This is a genomic window from Pseudomonas sp. BN414 (assembly GCF_029871275.1).
Classification (GTDB): Bacteria; Pseudomonadota; Gammaproteobacteria; order Pseudomonadales; family Pseudomonadaceae; genus Metapseudomonas; species Metapseudomonas resinovorans_C.
The window spans coordinates 1-20,507 of sequence record NZ_SSOL01000049.1 but is presented as its reverse complement, the minus strand read 5'-3'; the positions used below and the strand labels follow the sequence as shown (position 1 = coordinate 20,507).

Annotated in this window: 16 protein-coding genes; 13 read left to right on the top strand and 3 right to left on the bottom strand. The window is 62.4% G+C overall.

Annotation, left to right across the window (positions count from 1 at the left end):
* The first annotated feature begins 161 nt into the window (after window positions 1–161).
* From E8E95_RS09480 to E8E95_RS09445, 8 genes are all read left to right on the top strand, one after another.
* Window positions 162–1,061 carry a glycine betaine ABC transporter substrate-binding protein gene (locus E8E95_RS09480; RefSeq protein WP_280349594.1) on the top strand — a complete coding sequence of 300 codons (900 nt, stop codon included), beginning with the start codon at window positions 162–164 and terminating at the stop codon, window positions 1,059–1,061.
* A gap of 75 nt (window positions 1,062–1,136) precedes the next feature.
* Window positions 1,137–2,171 carry an ATP-binding cassette domain-containing protein gene (locus E8E95_RS09475; RefSeq protein ID WP_280349593.1) on the top strand — a complete coding sequence of 345 codons (1,035 nt, stop codon included), beginning with the start codon at window positions 1,137–1,139 and terminating at the stop codon, window positions 2,169–2,171.
* Between the two features lie 11 nt (window positions 2,172–2,182).
* Window positions 2,183–4,210, top strand: coding sequence for an ABC transporter permease subunit (locus E8E95_RS09470; protein WP_280349592.1), 2,028 nt, complete (start codon window positions 2,183–2,185; stop codon window positions 4,208–4,210).
* Window positions 4,207–5,838: a GMC family oxidoreductase N-terminal domain-containing protein gene (locus tag E8E95_RS09465; RefSeq protein WP_280349591.1), complete on the top strand. Its 1,632-nt coding sequence runs from the start codon at window positions 4,207–4,209 to the stop codon at window positions 5,836–5,838. The genes E8E95_RS09470 and E8E95_RS09465 overlap by 4 nt, the downstream gene beginning before the upstream one ends.
* Before the next feature lie 43 nt (window positions 5,839–5,881).
* Window positions 5,882–7,357 carry an aldehyde dehydrogenase family protein gene (locus E8E95_RS09460; RefSeq protein ID WP_280349590.1) on the top strand — a complete coding sequence of 492 codons (1,476 nt, stop codon included), beginning with the start codon at window positions 5,882–5,884 and terminating at the stop codon, window positions 7,355–7,357.
* A 305-nt stretch (window positions 7,358–7,662) separates the two neighbouring features.
* On the top strand, window positions 7,663–8,805 hold the full coding sequence (locus tag E8E95_RS09455) for a M20 family metallopeptidase (protein WP_280349589.1): 1,143 nt from the start codon (window positions 7,663–7,665) through the stop codon (window positions 8,803–8,805).
* Between the two features lie 11 nt (window positions 8,806–8,816).
* A complete protein-coding gene (locus tag E8E95_RS09450; protein WP_280349588.1) occupies window positions 8,817–10,151 on the top strand; it encodes an amino acid deaminase in 1,335 nt (444 codons plus the stop codon).
* 12 nt (window positions 10,152–10,163) lie between these two features.
* The gene (locus tag E8E95_RS09445; protein ID WP_280349587.1) at window positions 10,164–10,925 is read left to right on the top strand and encodes an aspartate/glutamate racemase family protein; all 762 of its coding nucleotides are present in this window, start codon (window positions 10,164–10,166) and stop codon (window positions 10,923–10,925) included.
* Between the two features lie 36 nt (window positions 10,926–10,961).
* Here E8E95_RS09445 and E8E95_RS09440 read toward each other — a convergent pair whose 3' ends face one another.
* Window positions 10,962–11,864 (bottom strand): LysR substrate-binding domain-containing protein, encoded by a 903-nt coding sequence (locus E8E95_RS09440; RefSeq protein WP_280349586.1) that lies wholly within the window; start codon window positions 11,862–11,864, stop codon window positions 10,962–10,964.
* A gap of 170 nt (window positions 11,865–12,034) precedes the next feature.
* Between E8E95_RS09440 and E8E95_RS09435 the strand changes: the two genes are divergently transcribed.
* From E8E95_RS09435 to E8E95_RS09415, 5 genes are all read left to right on the top strand, one after another.
* Window positions 12,035–12,502, top strand: a complete 468-nt coding sequence (locus E8E95_RS09435; protein WP_280349585.1) for a RidA family protein — start codon at window positions 12,035–12,037, stop codon at window positions 12,500–12,502.
* 48 nt (window positions 12,503–12,550) lie between these two features.
* Window positions 12,551–13,900 (top strand): amidase family protein, encoded by a 1,350-nt coding sequence (locus E8E95_RS09430; RefSeq protein WP_280349584.1) that lies wholly within the window; start codon window positions 12,551–12,553, stop codon window positions 13,898–13,900.
* Window positions 13,901–14,030: 130 nt separating this feature from the next.
* On the top strand, window positions 14,031–14,816 hold the full coding sequence (locus E8E95_RS09425) for an SDR family oxidoreductase (RefSeq protein ID WP_280349583.1): 786 nt from the start codon (window positions 14,031–14,033) through the stop codon (window positions 14,814–14,816).
* A gap of 10 nt (window positions 14,817–14,826) precedes the next feature.
* Window positions 14,827–15,522: a ribonuclease activity regulator RraA gene (locus E8E95_RS09420; RefSeq protein ID WP_280349582.1), complete on the top strand. Its 696-nt coding sequence runs from the start codon at window positions 14,827–14,829 to the stop codon at window positions 15,520–15,522.
* Between the two features lie 123 nt (window positions 15,523–15,645).
* Window positions 15,646–16,980, top strand: coding sequence for an MFS transporter (locus E8E95_RS09415; RefSeq protein ID WP_280349581.1), 1,335 nt, complete (start codon window positions 15,646–15,648; stop codon window positions 16,978–16,980).
* Between the two features lie 79 nt (window positions 16,981–17,059).
* Here the strand turns inward: E8E95_RS09415 and pqqF are convergent, their stop codons facing one another.
* Both pqqF and pqqE read right to left on the bottom strand, forming a co-directional pair.
* Entirely contained in the window at window positions 17,060–19,480 is a 2,421-nt protein-coding gene (pqqF, locus tag E8E95_RS09410; protein ID WP_280349580.1) for a pyrroloquinoline quinone biosynthesis protein PqqF, read from the bottom strand.
* A gap of 4 nt (window positions 19,481–19,484) precedes the next feature.
* The coding region (gene pqqE, locus E8E95_RS09405; protein WP_280349579.1) for a pyrroloquinoline quinone biosynthesis protein PqqE at window positions 19,485–20,507 on the bottom strand (1,023 nt) is incomplete at its 5' end.

The window sequence follows — 20,507 nt, the reverse complement described above, 5'->3', positions numbered from 1 at the left end:
TTGTGATTTCACGGCAAGCGCTTCTGTTATCCGGATTTACCGAATGACGAGAGCGTTGCCGGGGAGAAGACCAGGAAGGAACCTGGCGAGCACCCCAAGTGCCCGCGACCAATCAATGCTGCCCAATCCATCAACAACAATTCCATTGAGGGCGTTTGAGAATGAAGAAACGAAATTCTGTCCGGATGATCGCTTGTGTCATGGCATCGCTGGGTGTTGTCTCTGCATCGGTTCAGGCCGCTGTTCCCGAAGTGGCCGAGCCCGTGAAAATCTCATTCATCAATTCCTCGGATTCGGACTTCATTGCTGCTGTGTATGGCCAGGCGCTCAAGCAGGCTGGCTACGAGGTCAAGTACGTCACCGTGGATTCCGCAGCCCAGTACACCGCGGTCCAGACCGGCGATATCGACGCAACGCTGGGCGCGTGGCAGACAACGGGTGTCGAGATGACCAAGGCCGCACTGGCCTCCGGCAAAGTCACCAATTACGGTCCGACCGGAGTGAAAGTCACCGAGGGCTGGTGGTTCCCCGAGTACCTGACGCAGTCCTGCCCAGGCTTGCCTTCGTGGGAAGCGCTGAAACAGCCCAAGTGTGTAGAGGCGCTCGCAACGGCGGGCACGGCACCCAAGGGGCGATTCGTCGATGCGCCGGCCGATTGGGGTTCCCGCTCGGATGAGCGGATCGGTCAGTTCGGCTTGCCGTTGACCCTGGTGAACTCCGGCTCCCCGGCTGCCCTTCTTGCGACCTTCCAGGGTGCCATCGACCGCAAGCAACCGATTCTCGGGTGGATGTACACACCTAACTGGTTCACCGAGAAGCACCCGGGTTCGTTCGTGCAGTTTCCGGACTCCCGTCTGGAGGTCGATGTGCTGAAGCTGGGCAACAAGGGCGCCTTCGCGCGCATTCCAGTCGCAGAAAAGATCCTGCGCAATCTTTCGCTGGACAAGGAAGCCGTCGCCAGCGCGATGGACCAGATCGACAACGAAGGAAGTTCCCCCGAGGAGGAGGCCGACACCTGGATCTCTGCTCATCAAGACCAGGTGCAAGGCTGGGCGAAATAGCGATTTGCCGTTCTACGGCTCTGCCAGAGGCGGACGCCGAACCGGTGAGTATCGAATTTCGTGGGAGTAATGATTGTGTCGACCTCTGTACTGAACAACGAGTCACTTGCACTGAAGGCCGTCGATGTCTGGAAGGTTTTCGGCAGCGACTGCGAGACGTACCTGAAGAACGAAAACCAGCCGCGTGATGCGGAAACCCTCGACAAGCTGGGTTTCATTACCGGCGTGCGCGAGGCCAGTTTCGACGTCCGGGAGGGTGAGATTTTCATCCTGATGGGGCTGTCGGGATCGGGCAAATCCACGCTGCTTCGCTGCCTCACCGGGTTGTATCCGCTCAGTTGTGGCGAGGTGATGATTGCCGACCAGTCGCTGGCTTCCGCGACCAGCCAGCAATTGCGTGATATCCGCCGGCGCAAGATCAGCATGGTCTTCCAGAACTTCGGCCTGCTGCCGCACCTGAGCGTCCTGGAGAACATCGCATTTCCGCTGCGAATGAACGGAACGCCCCGCGAGCAACGGCTGCAGGAGGCCCGGCGAGTCCTTGAACTGGTCGGTCTGGGTGGCCGCGAGTCTTTCTATCCGCACGAACTGTCGGGCGGACAGCAGCAGCGCGTCGGCATCGCCAGGAGTCTGGTGACCGACCCTGCCATCTGGTTCCTCGATGAACCCTTCTCCGCCCTGGACCCATTGATTCGCAAGGAGATGCAGAACGAGTTCATTCGCCTGCAATCGACCCTGCGCAAGACGATCGTCTTCGTCACCCACGACTTTGACGAGGCTGTCCGTCTGGGTGATCGGATCGCGATCATGCAGCACGGGGAGATCCTGCAGATCGGCACTGCCGAAGACCTGGTGTTGAGGCCAGCCAATGACTATGTAAGGGCGTTCGTACAGGACATCCCGCGGGAGAAAGTCGTTTCCCTGCGGGCCCTGCTGGAGCCGGTTTCCGGTGATATGGACAACGAGTCGCCACTCAGCCTGGACCTCAAGATCGGCCAGGCCGCCCAACGCCTGATCGAGTCTGACCGTCCCATCGCCGTGGTGGACGCCAGCGGCCAGGTTATCGGCCAGGTATCCCGAGCTTCCTACTCGAAGTGGTTGAAGAAATGACGAGTCGTGCCATGACCAATCAGCTCGCGGAGCAGGCTTCCCCGCAAAACAGTGTATCGGCGAGCCAGGGACGCCATGTCAGACGACTGCGCACCCTGGTGATCGTCGGCATGTCGGCGATAGTCCTCAGCTTGCTGATGATGCTCAATCAGCTCGAATGGGCGCGGGTTTTTCCTGAAGGCTGGACCGTGGATGCCGGCGGCTATGTCACGCGCTTTCTCGGCGTGGTAACCGGTCTCAGCATCGGTCCCTGGTCCATCGTCGAAATTTCCCGGGCCATCGCATCCGTGCTGTCGTTTCCGGAGCAGATTCTCTCGGGCCTGTTGGCGGAAGGCTTCAGGTTCAGCGCGTTTGGTAGCGATCCTGTCCGTATCCCCGCTATTCCGTGGTTCTCCGTAACGCTGGTGTTCCTGATTGCCAGCCTGCGCTTCGGCGGCCCGCGCCTGGCGCTGCTGGTAGGCGTCTGCCTGGTGTACTTCCTGTTCACCGGTCTTTGGGAATCGGCGTTACGTACCCTGGTGACAGTCATGGTGGCGATCCCCATCGGCTGCGGAGTCGGTCTGTTGCTCGGGATCCTGGCCTACCGGCACCCAACGGCGGAAGCGATCCTGGAACCCATCTACGACACCATGCAGACACTGCCGATCTTCTCCTACCTGGTGCTGATCGTGGTGTTCTTCGGCTTCGGCCCAGTGGCGGGTCTCGTCGCCCTGGTGGTGTATGCGATGCCGCCCATGGCCCGGGTCACGACCTTTGCGCTGCGTCGCACCCCGCGCTCGATCATCGAACTGGCGGAAATCACGGGTTGCACGCCGCGCCAGCGCTGCTGGAACGTGCAGGTGCCTGCAGCCAGGGCGACGCTGCTGACCGGCCTGAACCAGGTCATCATGCTGACGTTCTCCACCGTGATTATCTGCGCGATCATCGGCGGCGAGGGCCTGGGTGCCGAGGTGCTCAAGGGGCTGAAATCCATGCGCCTGGGAGGCGCCCTGGTAGCGGGAGTGGCGATCACCTTGATGGCCATCGCCATCGATCGTGCCTGCCGTGTCTGGGTCATGCGCCGCCCGGAACAGATACACGGGCGGGGAGGCATGCCGACGCTTGCGCTGTGCCTGGGCATTCTGCTGCTGGGCGTCGCCGTTGCATGGCTCTTTCCTCAGGCTGCCCAGTTCCCCAGCGCGTTGGAGTTCCAGCCCGGCAAATTCCTCAACCAGCAGCTACGCATTTTCAACCTGGCTTACCAGTCGGAGTTGTCGACGTTCCGCGACGGGATGATCTCGTGGCTCCTGCGTCCCGCTCGTGAGCTCTTCGCCTCGTTCGGTTGGCTCGCCAGCATCCTTGGAATGGCTGGAATAGCGCTGGCGGTCGGCGGCCGCAAGCTGGCCGTGATGGTTGTGATCCTGCTCGGTGTGGTTGCTCTGTTCGGTCTCTGGCCCAAGGCGATGCTGTCGCTTTACCTGGTGATGGTTTCGACGCTGACCGCCATCGTCCTGGGTATCCCGCTCGGCATAGTTGCCGGACGCAATCGCAAGGCGCATGCGGTCCTGGAAGTCTTCGCGGACACGCTGCAGACGCTCCCCGCCTTCGTTTATCTGATCCCGGTCGTCGTGCTCTTCGAGGTGGGTGATTTCGCCGCGTTCGTCGCCATCGTCCTGTTCGGCCTGGCACCGGTCAGTCGTTACATCGCCGCGAGCCTCCAGCAGGTGGGGGGAGAGTACAAGGAAGTCGCCCGCATGAACGGTTGCACGCCATTGCAGGAGTTCTTCCATGTGCAACTTCCGCTGGCTTTCCCGCAGATGCTGCTCGGAATCAACCAGACCATCATGCTGTCGTTCGGGATGCTGATCGTGGTAGCCCTGGTAGGTGCCCAGGGGCTCGAGGCGGAAACACTTTCGGCCATTGGCCGCGTACAACCGGGGCAGGGCCTGATCGCCGGCCTGGGGATCGCAGCACTGGCCATCTCGGTGGATCGCACCGTGCGTGCCGCCGTCAACAAGCTAACACCCGGCGAGAAACGGGTTTCGGGGAAGAAAGCATGAGTCGCTCCAATCAATACGACTACATCATCATCGGTGCAGGTTCGGCAGGCTGTGCCCTGGCGGGCCGTCTCTCGGAAGACCCAGCGGTCTCGGTGCTGCTGCTCGAAGCAGGTCCGAAGGATTGGGACCCGCGATTCTCCTTTCCCCTCGGCGAGGCCGTGACCGTTGGTAGCCGCTACGACTGGGCCTTCAAGTCGGAGCCGGAGCCTGAACTCAAGGGGCAACGTTTCGACCTGCCCCGCGGCCGGGTGCTGGGAGGCAGCTCTTCGATCAACGGCAAGCTCTACGTCCGAGGCAACGCCCAGGACTACGACGAGTGGGAGGCGTTGGGAAATCCGGGCTGGGGATTCGACTCCGTGCTGCCATGCTTCATGCGTTCCGAGCGCTGGGAGTCGGGGCCGAGTCCACTTCGCGGCACCCAGGGGTCGCTGGAGACTTCATTCGGCCACTACCAGCACAGCGTCTACCAGGCGTTCATCGATGCTGGTACCAGCATGGGGTTTGTCTTCAATCCGGATTACAACGGGCCCAGCCAGGAGGGTTTCGCCTGGTCGCAGTTCACCCACACACACGAGTCGGTAGCTCGTTGCTCATCCGCGCGCGCCTATCTGCGTCCAGCCCGTGAGCGCCCCAACCTGACTGTCATGACGGGCGCGCTTGTGCGCCAGTTGCTGCTTGCCGGTGGCCGTTGCGAGGGTGCCCTGGTCCGTCACAAAGGCAGGGATGTGGCCTTCCATGCGCGACTGGACACGGTGCTTTGCGCCGGTGCCTACCAGTCTCCGCAATTGCTCATGCTCTCCGGGATCGGCGATCCGGCGATGCTTGCCGAGCACGGCATCACTACCCGGCATGCACTGCCTGGAGTCGGGCGCAATCTCCAGGATCATTTCGGCTCCACCATCCAGTTCGAAAGCAGGACGGACGATACCTACTACCGCCTGATGAATCCGGTCAATGCCGTTTCGGCTCTGCTGCAGTATGTCGTCCGCCGCGAGGGGCCCTTCTCTGTTTTCCCGATGAACGCGCTCGCCTTCGTCAAGACGTTGCCGGAGCTTTCCCGCCCGGACGTGCAGTTCCTGATGTTCCCCAGTGCGGTCAATCCCAACAGTGCGAACGATCCATGGCCGCGCCGCCATGCGCTGGCGATCCAATGGGCGGTCTGCCGTCCTGCGAGCCGTGGGGAGGTCACACTCAATTCCGCCAATCCGATGGACCCGCCGAGGATCATCCATCGCTTCCTCTCCGACGAGCGCGACAAGGCCGTGAATCGTCGCGCGTTCCGGCTGGCCCGCGCGCTCTTCAACCAGGGGCCGCTCAAGGCCCTGGTGGGCGAGGAGCTCGAGGAAAGCCGCAATTGCACCACCGACACCCAGATCGATGAGTACATGAGCTACCTCTCCGGCAGCCATTACCACCCGGTCGGTACCTGCAAGATGGGCAGTGACGATATGGCGGTGGTTGACGCCAGGTTGCGGGTCCATGGGGTGTCGGGGCTGCGAGTCGTCGACGCGTCAATCATGCCGACCATCGTCGGCGGCAACACCAATGCGCCCTCGATCATGATCGGCGAGCGCGCTGCGGAGCTCATTGTCGAAGAGCGCAAAAAAGGCCTGAAGATTCCGGCCTGAGGCTCTACGACAGCTACCCACCAGCTGACTTGAGAAAGCAACAATGCAGAACCTCAATTTCATTAACGGGCTCTGGTGCCAGAGCCTGTCCGGCGAGACTTTGCCGGTAATCGACCCAGCTACTGGCGAGATCTTCGACGAAATCCCGCGTAGCGGTGCAGAAGAAGTCGACGCCGCCGTAGAAGCCGCCCATGCGGCCCTGCGGGCCGGATGGCTCCGCACCAGCGGTGCGTATCGGGCTGGCCTGCTGCGTGCCATTGCCAGCGGTATCCAGTCGCAGGCCGACGCATTGGCGGAGCTGGAAGTGCGCGATTGTGGAAAGACCATTACCGAGGCGCGCTACGACATGGGCGATGCCGTGGCCTGCTTCGAGTATTACGCGACACTTGCCGAGGGTCTCGATGGTCAACAGGGCACGCCGGTCCAGGTGTCCGATCCGCGCTTCGACGTGAAGCTGCGCCATGAACCGGCAGGCGTCGTGGGGCTCATCGTTCCTTGGAACTTCCCTCTGGTCAACGCGGCCTGGAAAGTGGCACCGGCCCTGGCGGCTGGCTGCGCAGTGGTGCTGAAACCTTCCGAATTGGCGTCCCTGACCACCCTGCGCCTGGCGCGCATCGCCGAGGGGGCGGGGCTGCCGGCTGGCGTTCTTAACGTAGTCTGCGGGCTTGGCAGCGAATGCGGAGCCGCCGTGGCGGCTCACCCCGGGATCGCCAAGGTGTCCTTCACTGGTGGCACGGAGTCAGGTCGCAAGGTCATGCAGGCGCGTGCCAATCTTGTCGGTGACCTGGCACTGGAGCTGGGTGGCAAGTCGGCCATGATCGTCTTCGACGATATCGACCTCGACCACGCCATCGAATGGATCCTCATGGGCTCCATGTACAACCAGGGACAGGTCTGCGCTGCCACCAGCCGCGTGCTTGTGCAGGACACGATCTTCGACGCGCTGGTGGAGAAGCTGCAGCGCGCCGCGAGTGGCCTGCGCGTTGGCCCCGGTTTGGAGGCGTCGACCCAGGTGGGGCCGCTGATCAGCGTCGCACAGCGCGACCGTGTTGCTCGCCTGGTCCGACAGGGTGTGGCTCAGGGGGCGCGACTGCTTTGCGGTGGTGATGTTCCTGCGAACCTGGAAACGGGCTACTTCTACTCACCGACGGTTGTGCTCGATGTTGCCCGCGACAATGTGTTGTGGCGGGAGGAAGTCTTCGGCCCGGTGCTCTGCGTGTCCAGGTTCAGCAATGAGGATCAGGCAATCGAGCTTGCCAACGACAGCCAGTACGGACTGGCGGCGGCGGTGCTGTCCAATGATGCTGAACGCCGGGAAAGGGTCGCACGGCAATTGGTGGCAGGTATCGTCTGGGCCAACTGCTCGGGCCCAGCGTTCATCCAGGCGCCTTGGGGTGGTGTGAAGCAGAGTGGTTTCCGGCGGGGGTTGGGGCAGTGGGGCATGCATGAGTTCCTCGAGCTCAAGCAGATCACCACCTACAACAGTCCGGATGCCTGGGGGCACTTCAACGCCTCCTGATCCACCAAGCCCGATTCGATTTCCACGTTTCTGCCGCCGCGCCTTACCCAGGTGCGGTGGCAGTTTTTTTATGCGCACACGGCTGTCTCCAGGCCGCACCGTTACTGGCCTCGCTGTGCTGTAAACCCAGCTTACAGGTACGCAAATTTAATCAATTGAGCCGCAGCCTCGGAGACCTTTAACTGACTCCAATGGTCGGCAGCGGGCATTAACCAACGCCCTCGCCATACCGATCAACACGCGACTCGATGCGTTTCTCCGCAAGGACGAGCAATCGACAGCCACTGACCTGGAGATAAGGTTTCATGAGCAATATCGACAACACCCTGCTTCTCGATCTATCCCGCCGACTGATTCAGCTGGTCACGTTCGATCCGCCGGGTAACGAGTTGCCGGCGGCCCAGCTGGTTGCCTCTGTGCTGTCCGATTTCGGCATCGAGAGCGAGTTGCAGTCCATCGGCGAGAACCGCGCGAATGTCGTGGCCCGCATCAAGGGGAATGGCAATCGTCCGGCGCTGATCTTCTCTGCGCATCTGGACACCATCAGCGTCATCGAATCCGAATGGAGCGTGCCGCCCTTCGGCGCCGTCGTGAAGGATGGCCGTCTCTATGGTCGCGGTTCCACTGACATGAAAGCCGCGCTGGCCGCAATGGTGGTCGCGGGCATCGCCATGCAGCAGCGCAAGGACGAGCTCCAGGGTGACCTGATCCTGGCCTTCAGTGCGGCGGAGAACTCCAGTTGCCTGGGTGCCAAGCACCTGGTGGAGAGCGGAGCGCTCACGGGAGCGGGTGCGCTGCTGGTGAGCGAGCCGACTTCCCTTGATGTTTTCACGGCCGAGAAAGGCGCGCTCTGGATCAAGGCCACGGCGAAGGGCGAGTACGGGCACAACGCGTTTTCTGCGGATCGGACGGGTGATCGCGGCAGCGCAATCCTGCGGATGGCGGAGTTTCTCTGCCGCGTTCGCGACCTGGAGATCCAGTCCGCGGTGCATCCGATGCTGGGGTCGCCGACGGTGAACGTCGGTTTGATCGAGGGCGGCATTTCCTGGCCGCTGATTGCGCCCGAGTGCACCGCATCCATCGATATCCGCACCATTCCCGGCCTCACCGCCGAGGATGTCCTCGGGCAGTTCCAGGCGATCGCCGGACCGCATGTGACCCTGGAAGTGGTCGACGAGAAGCCGCCGATCGATACGCCGCTGGATCACCCCTTCGTCTCGTTGTGCGTCTCGTCGGTCACCGGTGAGCGTGGCGTCGAGCCCGTGGTTACCGGTGTTTCCTATTATTCCGATGCTGCGGTGATAGCGCCGGCCCTCGATGTGCCCATGGTGATCATTGGTCCAGGAGAAGTGGGCAAAAGCGGGTCGGTGGACGAGTACGTCGAAATCACCAAGCTCGAAGCGTCCGCGCACATCTTCGCGGATATCGCGTTGCGTTACCTGGCATGACGGACCGAATCATGACTGAGACCAGACCCAAGCTTCCGGCCGCATTCGAGCGGGCCATGGATGCGCTGGATTCGCAAACGGTGGACGGCACCTGCAAGGGGCTCCCACCCACCCTGGCACCGATTCAGTTTCGCGAGATCGGTCGCCAGGGCTGGAACTTGCTGCGCCAGGACCTGGCGTTTCCCGTTGCGGTACTGAAGGCGTCTGCGCTGGAAAACAACCGCACCTGGATGAAGGCATTCCTCGACCTGACCGGCGCGAGGCTCGCTCCGCACGTGAAGACCACCATGTCCCCCCAGCTCTTTCGGACGCAACTGGAGGACGGCGCCTGGGCGTTGACCGCTGCCACCGCGAACCAGGTGGCAGTCCTTCGGAAGTTCGGGGTAACCCGCATCCTGATTGCCAATCAGGTCGTCGGCCGGCAGAACGTGGCCTTGCTGTTCGATGAACTGGAACGTGTCGACGGCGCCGAGTTGCTGGTGATCGTCGACTCGGATTCTTCCCTTGATGCGTTGTTGGAAGGCGCGCAGGGCAGGGTCTTGCAGCGTCGTCTCGGCGTGCTGCTGGAGGTCGGGGCGCCGGGCGGACGCACGGGCCTGCGGGATGCCGCGCAAGCGCGGCAGCTCGCACAACGCATCTTCGCCAGCGAGGTTCTCGAACTCCGGGGGCTTGAATCATACGAAAGTGTCTTTCCCGGCGTGCCGGAGGAGGAGAAGCTTCCGCGCATCGAGGGAATGCTTGAAGTCATGCTGGGGCTCGCCAGCGATTGCCTCGCCGCTGGCTGGTTCGCGCCGGGCGAGGTCGTGCTCTCCAGTGGTGGCTCCGAGTACTTCGACATCGTCGTGAAGCGGCTCAGGGAGTGGCGGGCACCACAAGGGCAGGTGGTGGTGATCCGCAGCGGTTGCTACCTGGCCCATGACCACCTGGCCTACGCCCGAGCCTTCGAACGTCTCATCGCACGTGATCCCGCCCTGGGGGGTATCGCCCCGCACCTGGCGGGCGCCTTGGAGGTCTGGGGCATCGTGCAGTCTCGCCCGGAGCCCAATACCTTCATCGTCACCGTGGGCAAGCGGGATATCAGTTTCGACTTCGAACTGCCGGTGGCACGCCTGCATTACCGGCAGGGGCAGGGCAACTTGCCTCAGCCCCTGGGTGAGGACTATCGGGTGACGCGGCTCAATGACCAGCATGCGTTCGTGCAGTGCGATTCACAGTCCGATGTGAGGGTCGGCGACCTGATCGGTTTTGGCATCTCCCACCCCTGTACCACCTTCGACAAATGGCAACTGATTCCCGTAGTGGATGACGACTACAGCGTCCGCTCGGCCATACGTACCTACTTCTGAAGACGGACCACCATGACAGCCCTAATCAACAAGATCGAAATTCCGGCGCCTGATGGTCCGGCCTATGGCGAACGACTCCGGGTCGGCCTGATCGCCCTTTCAGCTGATGTGGCCATCGAGCGTGATTTTCATCGGATGGCCTCCACTGACGATGTGGCGGTGTTTACCACGCGGATACGCCTGCGTGAGCCGAACTCGGAGGAAACCTTCCGTGAGCTGGAGCGCGATCTGCCCAATATCGCCCGCCTCATCCTGCCTCGTTCCCGGCTAGATGTGGCGGTATTCGGTTGCACAGCGGCATCGATGCTGATCGGTACGCGAGAAGTGGAAGCTGCTGTACAGCTCGGTCGGGAAGGCATCCCGGTGACGAACCCGGCGATTGCAGTGGTCGAGGCCCTGCGCGCCATAGGTGCGAAACGCATTGCCATGCTGACTCCCTACACGGTGTCGGTAACCGAGTCGGCCGTGGAGTTCATCGAATCCAATGGCTTCGAGGTGCACAGTGCCGCCTGCCTCGGTGTCGACGTGGACGACACCCACGCCCGGATCAGCGAGGAGGTGTTGTTGCAGCAGGCTCTGGCGCTCGACTGGCAGGACGTGGATGCGATTTTCCTGTCCTGCACGGCAATCCGCTCGCTGAATGTCATCGACAGGCTCGAGCAGGAAACGGGCAAGTTCGTGATTTCAAGTAACCAGGCAGCCTTCTGGCATGCGCTGCGCCTTGGCAAGGTCGCAGCGTCGATAAAGGGGTTTGGCCGGTTGTTCGACTTCTAAGGGAAAGGCTCCCTCCTTGCGAGGGAGCCGTGATGCTCAGCTGCGAGCCGGCTTGCTTCCGCCGCGCTTCACTTCCTTGAGCAGCCAGTCGCGGAACGTCAGGACGGTGTTGCTGGGTACCTTGCGGTGCAGCAGCAGGTAGTTGCCGTCGCATTTGACCCCGATGTCGGACAGCACCACCAGGTTGTTCTGGGCGATGTCTTCACGTACCAGCTCCACCGGACACAGGGCCACGCCGTGGCCCGCGATGGCAGCAGTACTCATGAGATTGAAATCTTCATAGATGATGCCTGCCAGCGGTGCAGTGAGTTTCACTCCGGCCGACTCGAACCAGGAGGCCCAGACGGCGCGATCGTTGTCATGCAGCAGAGGCACCTGGGCCAGTTTCTCCGGCGTCGAGAGGTCGCCATAACGGGCGAGGAAGGACGGACTGCAGAGTGGGCGGGATTCGCCCGAGAAGAGTTCGACACCAACTTCGTTCGCAGCGGCTGGATGTTCCTGATAACGAATGACGACATCGCAATCACTACGCATTTCGAATATTTCATGGGGTGCATAAATAACCCTGATATCGATATCCGGATGCGCTGCCATGAACTTCGGAAGTCTGGGTATCAGCCAGCGTGAAGCGAAAGATGCCACCGAGGCTACGGCGAGAGACTTTCCTTTCTTGGAGCGGATGACTTCGTCGCAGAAGTTCTCAATCTGCTGGAAGGAATCTGTCAATAGATTTGAGAGCTGCTCGCCGATCGGCGTGGGAATGATCCCGCGTCCGACGCGTTGCACCATCTGCACACCAAAATGATCTTCCAGCTGCTTGATCTGATGGCTGATCGCGGGGTGCGTGACATTCAGCTCTGCTGCGGCCTTGGTGACGCTGCGCAAGCGGGCCGCAGCTTCGAAGGCACGAAGGCTGGCAAGCGGAGGAATGCTGGGCATTGGGGGGCTCCCTGATCACGTCGCTGAAGCGTTAGTTTGATTTACAGGTTATCCAAAAAGAGTGACTTGTATCAAGTCGTAAGTTGCCTGAATCTTGAGTTGAAAGTTGATTATTTCTAGTTGCTGTTTTTGGCTTTATTAATTGTTTTCGTAATTTAAGAGATTTAATCATGAGCGATGCAAGCTGCATCTATGAGCGTATTGCTGCTGCTGGAATAAAGTTGAATCCGCCGGGGAAGCCTGTTGCCGCTTATGTTCCCTTTGTCGAGTCGGGGAAGTTGCTGTTCCTGTCCGGTCATATTGCCAAACAGGCAGGGCAACCCTGGGTAGGGCAGCTCGGCAGGGACATGGATACGGCGACTGGCGTTGGTGCCGCTCGCGCCATTGCCGTCGATGTGCTTGGCACGCTGCAGGCGGCGACAGGCGATCTGAATCGCATCGCCCGCATCCTCAAGGTGCTCTGCCTGGTCAACAGCAGCGCGGAGTACCGCGAGCACCACATTGTCGCCAACGGTTTCTCGGAAACGCTGGAGGAGATCTTCGGTGATGCCGGCAAGCACGCTCGAAGCGCCTTTGGTGTTGCGCAGATTCCCAGCGGCGCCTGTGTCGAGGTGGAGTTGATTGCGGAACTGCGCTGAGCCAGTGCAGCGCTTCGGTTATCCCTTAGAGCCGTATTCGAGGAATCCATGGTTACTTTGGCAGATACATCCATTGCTCTCGCCCGGGGCGAGGTCACCTCTGTGGAACTGGTGCGGGTCGCGCTGGAGCGGGCAAAGTCGAGCACGCACGTTTTTACCGAACTCTTCGTCGATGAGGCGCTTGAGCAGGCCGTGGCATCCGATGCGCGTCGCGCATGCGGGCAACAACTCAGCCCACTGGACGGGATTCCTCTCGCCATCAAGGACCTCTTCGATATCTGCGGAAGCAAAACCCTGGCTGGGTCGCTGACACGTCTGGATGTTGCACCCGCGAATTCCGATGCTGCCGTGGTCGCTGCGCTGAGGGCGAAGGGCATGATCGCCCTGGGCAAGACCAACCTGAGCGAGTTGGCGTTCTCAGGGCTGGGACTCAACCCTCACTTCGGAACGCCTACGCCGGATTTCCCTGGCCTGGGGCGAAGGGCTCCGGGAGGATCCTCAGCCGGATCGGCTGTCGCGGTACAGCGCGGAATAGTTACGGCGGCCCTGGGAAGCGATACCGGCGGTTCAATAAGGGTGCCGGCCGCCTTCAACGGTCTGGTGGGGTTCAAGAGTTCCCCTGAACGATACGCGATGGCCGGTGTCCATCCGCTCGCGCACAGCCTGGACAGCCTCGGCCCGATTGCCCAAAGCGTCCGTGATTGTGTGTTGATCGATGCGGCGATGCGGGGCCTCCCCGAGCCGACCCTGAAAGCCTCGACACTGACTCAAGTCCGGTTTGTCGTCGATACGGGAATTCTGGCTGACAGGGGATTGCAGCCATCCGTGCGTGACAACCTGCTCCGGGTCATGGCATGCCTGGAAAGGCGAGGGGCCGTCGTCGAACAGCGGCACCTCAATACGCTCGAGGAAGTGCGCCAGTTGATTCCCAGAGATGGCTGGTTGGGCGCAATCGAGGGGTGGGCCTTGCTCAAGGATGTGGTTCAGGGAGAACGAGGCGCATCCATTGACCGCCGCGTGAGCAGCCGTCTGCGGAGTGCCGGAGATATTCCGGAAGCACGGGTGGCGAGCATCCGTGCAGCCCGGCAGCGATTGATTCACGCCATTTCCGAAGAGCTTGGCGATGCGATTCTGGTAATGCCGACCGTCAGGCATGTCGCACCTCCCCTGGCCCCCCTGGAAGAGGACGACAGCCTGTTTGCAGCCACGAACATGGCAACGCTTTCCCTGACCATGATCGGAAGCTTCCTGAACATGCCGGGGCTGGCGGTACCCTCCGGCCGCGATCCCCAGGGATTACCGACATCCGTGCTGTTTTCCGCGCTTCACGGAGATGACGACAAGGTGCTCTGCGCTGGCCTTGCCGTGGAGGAGGCCCTGGCAGCGCGTCCCGATTAACTCTGATTGTTGAACAAGCCGGGGAGCAAGGCTTTCCGGCCACGGGTTCGGCTGCCTGAAGTTCGGGTAGCCGCTATGCACCGATACCTAGGGCTCTCCTTTGGAGCCCGGTCTGAAAAGAGGACAAAGCATGGATCTTCAATTGAAAGGCAGGACCGCGCTGGTGCTGGGTGGTGGTGGGGGACTGGGTGGCGCCATTGCCCGCACGCTGGCTGCGGAAGGGGCGAATCTGGTCGTGGCCGACATCGATCTGCAGGCCGCCCAATCGACCCTGGATGGGGTCATTTCCGCGGGTGGCCAGGGTATGGCACTGGCCTGGGATCTGGGGGACATCGCTCAGTTGGAGGCCAATGTCGGGGCGATCGAAGCCCGCTTCGGGGGCGTCGATATCCTGGTGAACAATACCGGTGGCCCGCCGCCGACGCCGGTGTCCGGTCAGGATCCGGCGCTCTGGCAGAAGCAGTTCCAGTCCATGGTGCTTTCGGTGATCGCCATCACCGATCGGCTGTTGCCGGGCATGCGCGACCGGAAGTGGGGGCGAATCATCACCAGCACTTCATCCGGTGTCGTATCGCCGATTCCCAACCTGGGCATTTCCAATACCTTGCGCCTGTCGCTGGTGGGCTGGTCGAAGACCCTCGCCCGCGAGGTTGCCCGCGATGGCATCACCAGCAACATCATCCTTCCCGGGCGAATCGCCACTGACCGAATCCGCTTCCTCGACCAGAAGAAGGCGGAGCGGGAAGGGCGCAGCGTTGAGGAGGTCTCCAGGGAAAGTACCGATTCGATTCCCGTGGGCCGTTATGGCGAACCCCAGGAGTACGCAGACACCGTGGCATTCCTGGCTAGCGGTTGCGCCTCTTACATCACCGGTTCCGTCATCCGCGTGGATGGCGGGTTGATCTCCAGCATCTGAGGACATGGCGATGACTCTCGATCCATCCATTCGCGAAATCCTGAGTGGCATCTCTACTGCAACGCTGACCACTGTCCTGCTGAAGAAAGGACTGCGAAATGTCTGGCTGCGTGGCACGCGACCTATCCGTACTGGCCAGCCGCGCTTGGTCGGGCGCGCCTTCACCCTGCGCTTCGTGCCGGCTCGGGAGGATCTTGCGACGCCTGAGTCCTGGTCTTCGCCTATCTCCACCCGCGCGGCGATCGAGTCCATGCCTGAGGGCTGCATCGCGGTGGTCGATGCCATGGGTATCACCGATGCCGGGATTTTCGGCGATATCCTCTGTGCTCGCATGCACAAACGCGGCGTGGCGGCGCTGATCACCGATGGCGTTGTGCGTGATATCGCCGGGGTGCTGGGTACCGGCCTGCCCGTGTGGTGCCAGGGTGTAGCGGCGCCGCCATCGGTCGCCGGCCTGACTTTCGTGAACTGGCAGGAGGCAATTGCCTGTGGCGGTGTCGCTGTCTTCCCGGATGACGTGATCGTCGTCGACGACGACGGCGCCGTACTGATTCCCAAGGGACTGCTGGATGAAGTGGTAGCGATTGCCGCCGAACAGGAGCGCCTGGAGGGGTGGATCATGGGGCAGGTGGAGGCGGGGGCTTCGTTGCCGGGCCTTTATCCGCCCAATGCGGAGAACCGCGCACGCTACGAGGCCGAGAAGTAGACCGCTGCACGCGCTGAATCGCTCGGCGCGATTTTCCCGGGAGGCTCACAAGGCTATCCGGTGTCTTTTCATCCAATTTGAATGCCATTCGCCGCCCGGCTATCCGCTGGGATGGTGCCTGGCATGCCGGGGAGGTTAGATTCCTTCCCGGCGCATACCCTTTTCTTTGGCGTGATGCGGCTGCATCACGATCTCTTCGGCAGGTTGTTCAGAACAATGACAAGAAACAACTCGAGGATTCCTCGCAGAATCCAACTCGCCCGTATTGCCACGATCCTCGCCTTCATGATGATCGGGGGCATGATGTACATCTGGTCCACGGGCGTCAGTGCCTTCCGACATCAGCTGGGCCTTTCCGGCAGTGGGGGCGACCTCGATTTTGGAATGATTGCCTTTGGCATCGGCGCGGGTGCTGCAGCAGGTGCGCTGTTCACCGGCCGCTTGCTGGACCAGTACGGCGCACGCAGCATCGTGCGCATCGCGGTAATTCTCTATCCGCTTTCGATCATTCCCCTGGGCTTTGCCAGCGATTTCTGGTTCGCGCTGTTCGTCGGCATGTTGCTCGGGGCATTCCGCGGGGCGACCGAGACGGCGTTGAACGCACACGGCGTGCAGGTCGAGCGTTTCTACGGGCGTCCCATCATGTCCAGTTTCCACGCGTGCTTCTCCCTTGGCGGATTCCTGTTCGGCATGCTCGGGAGTTACTTCGCAGGCGTGTATCCGCAGAGTGCGATGGTTGCCTTCGCTACTACCGGGGCGTTGCTCTTGCTGCTCAGCCTGGGATTCAGCAACTTCATGCTGGAGAAAGACGATGTCCTTGCAGACCCCGACGGAACCTCCAGCGAGGATTTCGGTCACGAAGGGCAGCCGGGACGCGGCCTGTTCCTGCTGATGTTCGGCTTTGGCCTGCTGCTGTTGGCGGTAATGGTGGGCGAAGGGGCAGTGGGGGACTGGGGGCAGGAGTTCATTCACCGCGAACTGGGTGCAACCACGGCGTTTGCCGGGTTGGCTATCAGTTGCTTCACGGGCGCTGAGTTCATCGGGCGGCTGATGGGCGACCGCGTCACCCAGCGACTCGGTGCGGCCCGCGTGGTCCTGGCCAGCGCGTTGGTTTCGCTTGTTGGTCTGCTGCTCGCACAACTCGGCGATGCTCGTTTTGCGTTGGCCGGATTCGCGCTATTTGGGCTCGGCATGTCCTGCCTGGCACCTTTGCTTCTGTCCAGCGCTGGTAGGAAGGATCCAAGGAACGCAGGCAGGAACATCGGAATCGTCAACTGTGTTGGATTCTCTGGAATGCTTGTAGGCCCGGCCGCCATCTCTCTGCTGGTCGACAGCTTCGGTCTGGGGATTCTGCTGCTCGTCCCTATTGTGCTGATGGTTCTGACTGCCGCTATCGGCCCATACCTCGTCAGTGGCGGAAGCAGTCGTACCTCGGCGTTACTTCCGACCGGACGATAGCCAGGGCTTGTCGGGCTCGCTGCTCGCCGGCCCCATGGCGGGGGGAGCGCTTCGGTTGCGTACCGCGTCATCCCTGGACTCATTCCCCCGGTTTGCAGCTCGCCATGCACACCCATTCATTCCGCGATTGCCGCAGGTAGTTCAGGCCGCGCATCAAGTCATCCGCGCTCAATAGCGACATGGCATCGCGCAGCTGCTGCAGGCCGGGTACCTGGCCACCTTTGCAGGCTTGCCATTGCTGTTCGGCGGCCTGGCGGGGGTCGTCGAATTGGGTACTGAGGTGGGCGATGCCGTGTCGGAGCGTCAGCGGTTTCAGTGTTGCCAGCGGCTCTGAAAATGCGGCGAGGAAGTGCTCGATCAGGTGAAGCAATTCCTCCGGTGGGATGGAGGGCGACTGGAGCCCGAAGAGGATGCCGGGCCGTCCACGTATTCGCCGATAGCCTGACAGGACGCCGTAGCCCAATTGCAGCTCGGTGCGCATGCGCTGGAAAAAGGCCGGCTCGATGAGTTGCGCGAGCGCGCGCCAGGTCGCCTCGGTCAGCGTGTCCTGGCCGGGTTGGGCGCAGAACAGCAGGAGGGCGTGTTGCGGGTCGGCGGTTTCGAAGGGTGTCCAGCACGATCCGGCAGGATTGGGTCCCATCGAGGGAAGCGGACCGATGGATCGGCCGGGCAGCGCACGGGCCTGAGCGATTACCTGGGCCTGCGTGCGGGCATCCAGTCCAAACGCGAGCCCATCCCAGGCAGCCGACTGCCAGAAGTCATGCCATGCACATTCCAGTTCCTCGGCGGTGAAAGTGGAATCCGCTTCTGTGCCCTGATCCAGGCGGTGGAACATTTGCTGGATGAGGATGCCCCTGGGTTTCCCCGGCCCAGGTAATACGGACGGTAGCGTCGGCATGACCTGGAGCGGTTCGAGTACGGCTTGCAGTGCCGATGGAATCACGCGAGCGATTCCACTGAAGGCAATCTCCCAATCCGTTTGCTGCTGGAGCAGGCGGATTTCCAGTTCGGCTTGCCGCGCTTCAGCAATGACTGGGGCGAGCCTCGTGCGCAGCATCGCCAGCAATCGGGGTTGCGCAGGGATGGCCGAGGCGGCGCGCCACCGCAGGAAGAGGGCGCCCTGACCGCCGGGGCCGGGTGGATCAGGTGCAATCCGCAGGCTGGCTGGTGCGTGCTCGGTCAGGTCGGCGGGTGCAATGCGGGGCCATTCCTCCTCGCGCAGGAAACGGTTGGCAGGGGGGACCTGCCATTCGGTTGAGGACGCGCTGGGGGAGCGTGCAAGACCGCCGCGCAGATGCACCAGCTGCGCCGGCTTCAATTGCGCCAGCACGGCGGGGAGGGCGGTCAGTATCTTTCGGCCGGAACCAGGCAACTGCCGGTCACTGCGCAGCCAGTGCCGCGCCACTGCCAATGGTCCCATGGATTCCAACTGACGCAGTTGCACACGAACGTACTCGCCCAACAAGGCGTCCTTGTCCGGCAGGCCGGCAAAGAATTCCAGCCAGCTGAACAGCAGGGCCACGGCATCCGGCTGGTCGGCGGATGGCGGTCGGGCCAGTTGCAGATTGAGTTGCAGGATGGCCTGGCGGTCTCCGACCTTGGACGGCTTGAGGTCCAGCCGCTCTGCAATCCCGGCCTCGCGAAGATGGCCGAACCAACTGCCAGGTCCCTCATGAGCCAGCCAGAAGGCGATGAAGTCTAGGGCCATTTCGGCATCTCGCGGCAGGCTGTCGAGGACAAAGGCCAGGCTCAGGTCGGAGTCGGAAGGCGCGGGCGCAAGGCCTTGCCGCAGGGGAAAGAGGGCGGGTGTCGCTGGACGTGTCAGCAGCGGGGCGCTGCCAAGCTGGGACGCGTGGCGCTGCGCAAGCCAATGCAGTTCATGGAGCGGTTGCGGTCCCGCCAGCACCAGGGTCTTCTGGCCGGCTCGGTAGAAATGGCGATGGTGTTCGTGCAGGGCCGCCTGGAAGGCCGGCTGGCGGATCGGCAGGCTGTAGCGATTGCCGGCATGGAAGCGCGCAGAAGGATGGGTCCGAGGCAGGCTGGCCGCCAGTGGCAGGGCGCTGCGCCCGTCGGCGCGTGACCAGGCGAGGAATTCGGCATGCAGCACCTCGCGCTCCCGCTCTTGGCTGGGCAGGGTCAGCGCGGGCGCGGCGATCATGTCGCAGAGCCGCGCCAGCCCGCCATCGAAGGCGCTGCGCGGCAGCTCGAAGAAGAAGTCGGTATGGCGCTCACGGGTGGTCGCATTGACCTCGCCGCCCTGGGCCAGGACGAAGGGAATCAGGCCCTGCCCCGAGGGGAAGTGGGCGCTGCCGAGAAAAACCAGGTGTTCGAGGAAGTGCGCCATGCCGGGATAGGCCTGCGGGGCATCATGGCTTCCGGCATGTATCCGCAGGGCGGCAGCGGCCCGGCCAAGGCCGGGCTGGTGGAGCAGAACCAGCTCCAGGCCGTTATCCAGGCGGGTACGCAAAGGGCTGGGTGCGGGGACGTGTCGGCTGTTCATGGTTTCAGCGGCTCGTGGCGATGAGCCGGCCATTCTTCTCGTTGCGATAGGTCAGCTGTTCCAGCGGCTTGGCAGCATGCTCCGCCTCTTCACGGGCCGCCAGTATCTGGCCGTGGTGGCGCGATTTGGAACAGACCGGGTCGGCATTGCTGGCGTCGCCGGTAAGCAGGAAGGCCTGGCAGCGGCAGCCGCCGAAGTCCTTTTCTTTCTCGTCGCAGGAGCGACACGGCTCGGGCATCCAGTCATAGCCGCGAAAGCGGTTGAAGCCGAAGGACTCGTACCAGATGTGCCGCAGCGAGTGCTCCTTCACATTGGGGAACTGCACCGGCAACTGGCGCGCGCTGTGGCACGGCAGCGCGGTGCCGTCCGGGGTGATATCGAGGAACAGGCTGCCCCAGCCGTTCATGCAGGCCTTGGGGCGTTCCTCGTAGTAGTCCGGGGTGACGAAGATCAGCTTGCAGGGGTGCTTTTCCGCCGCCAGCCTGGCCCGATACTCATTGGTGATGCGCTCGGCGCGCTGCAATTGTTCGCGCGTCGGCAGCAGCCCGGCGCGGTTTAGTTCGGCCCAGCCATAGAACTGGCAGATGGCGAGTTCGACGAAGTCCGCCTGCAGTTCCAGGCACAGCTCGATGATCCGCTCGATCTGGTCGATGTTGTGCCGGTGGATGACGAAGTTCAGCACCATCGGGTAGCCCTGCGCCTTCACCGCGCGGGCCATCGCCAGCTTCTGCGCGAAGGCCTTGCGCGAGCCGGCCAGCAGGTTGTTCACCGCCTCGTCGGCGGCCTGGAAGCTGATCTGGATATGGTCCAGCCCGGCGTCCTTGAAGGCTTCGATGCGCGCCTCGGTGAGGCCGATGCCGGAGGTGATCAGGTTGGTGTAGTAACCCAGCTCGCGGGCGGCACGGATCAATTCCTCAAGATCCTGGCGCACCAGCGGCTCGCCGCCGGAAAAGCCCAGCTGCGCGGCGCCCAGTTCGCGGCCCTGGCGGAACACCTCGATCCACTGCGCCGTCGTGAGCTCCTCGCC